Below are 1,261 nucleotides of genomic sequence, written 5' to 3'. Positions count from 1 at the left end.
CATTGTAGTGGTCAAGAAATATTGGCCACAGTCTTAGAGTTTAACCAGAACAATCGTTCTGACTCATTGGGCGTCAGCCCGCCGTTATATTGATGCGGCCGAAGCTGACAATAATATCCAATAATGTATCGTGTAATTTCATTCTGCGCTTCAGTAAAATTACGATACCCTGTAGTTGGTATCCATTCTGTCTTAAGGCTCCTAAAAAAACGTTCCATAGGACTATTATCCCAACAATTCCCACGTCGAGATAAACTTTGTTTGAGCTGGTATCGCCATAATAGTTGCCGATATCTTCTGCTTGTATAGTGAGTCCCTTGATCGCTATGGAACATAACATCTTTAGGTTTACCACGACCTTCATAGGCCATCGAAAGCGCTTTGCCAGTTAAACGACTATCAGGTGATAACGACATAGCCCAGCCAATCACTTTACGTGCAAATAGATCAATCACCACAGCTAAGTACATCCAACGGTTACCAGCCCACACGTAGGTAACATCACCAACCCAGACTTCATTCTGAGCTGTGACAGCGAATTGTCGACCTAGGTGATTAGGGATTTCAATATGTTCTAGTGTCGCTTTTCGGTATTTGTGCCTAGGTACCTGGCAGCTAACTATACCAAGCTCTTTCATCAACTTAGTGGCACGATAACGGCTTAGCGAGACACCCTGCTGGCTAACCATATCTGCAATCGTTCTAGCACCTGCCGATCCATTACTTGCAGTGTGTACTTCGCTGACTAGGCTGCGAAGCTTAACCTTATCTGCGTTAATGGTTATTGGTCTCTTTCTCCAATACTTGTAACTACTACGATGAATACTGAACACTTCGCATAATGTTTTTATGCTATAGCTCTGCCTGAGTTTCTCAATTATTAAGAATTGTTCAGTGAGTCCGACATCAACAGAGCTGTGGCCTTTTTTAATATTTCGTTGTGTTCCTGGAGGCGAGCTAGTTGCTTTTTTAACTCTCGAATTTCAACTTGTTCTGGTGATATAGGTGATGCTTTATGCTGCTTACCTTGTCGCTCTTCTCTTAATTGTCGTACCCACTTATCCATGGTTGATTTGCCCACATTCATAGCTTGAGCAGCTTCAACAATTGAGTAATTCTGATCTAGCACGAGTTGTGCAGATTCAAGTTTGAACTCTGCACTAAAAAGTCTTCTTGTACGTTTTTTCATAGTGTCACCTGTTAACTTATGAGGTGATGATATCACCTCTAACTAGGTGGCCAAATTAACTATGCCACTACA

At 42.0% G+C, this 1,261-nt stretch carries 1 protein-coding gene; it reads right to left on the bottom strand.

The genetic code is table 11. From position 1 onward, the window contains the following. Window positions 1-11: 11 nt before the first annotated feature. A protein-coding gene (locus tag AB4140_RS19255; protein WP_372002242.1) for an IS3 family transposase occupies window positions 12-1,189 on the bottom strand; the annotation gives its coding sequence in 2 pieces (ribosomal slippage) (window positions 12-922 and window positions 922-1,189; 1,179 coding nt in all). Between the last annotated feature and the right edge of the window lie 72 nt (window positions 1,190-1,261).

Origin of the sequence: Shewanella sp. 10N.286.51.B2, from assembly GCF_041469265.1 — a bacterium.
Taxonomy (GTDB): Bacteria; Pseudomonadota; Gammaproteobacteria; order Enterobacterales; family Shewanellaceae; genus Shewanella.
The sequence above is the reverse complement of the archived record's forward strand: the minus strand, read 5'-3'. Positions and strand labels throughout refer to the sequence as shown.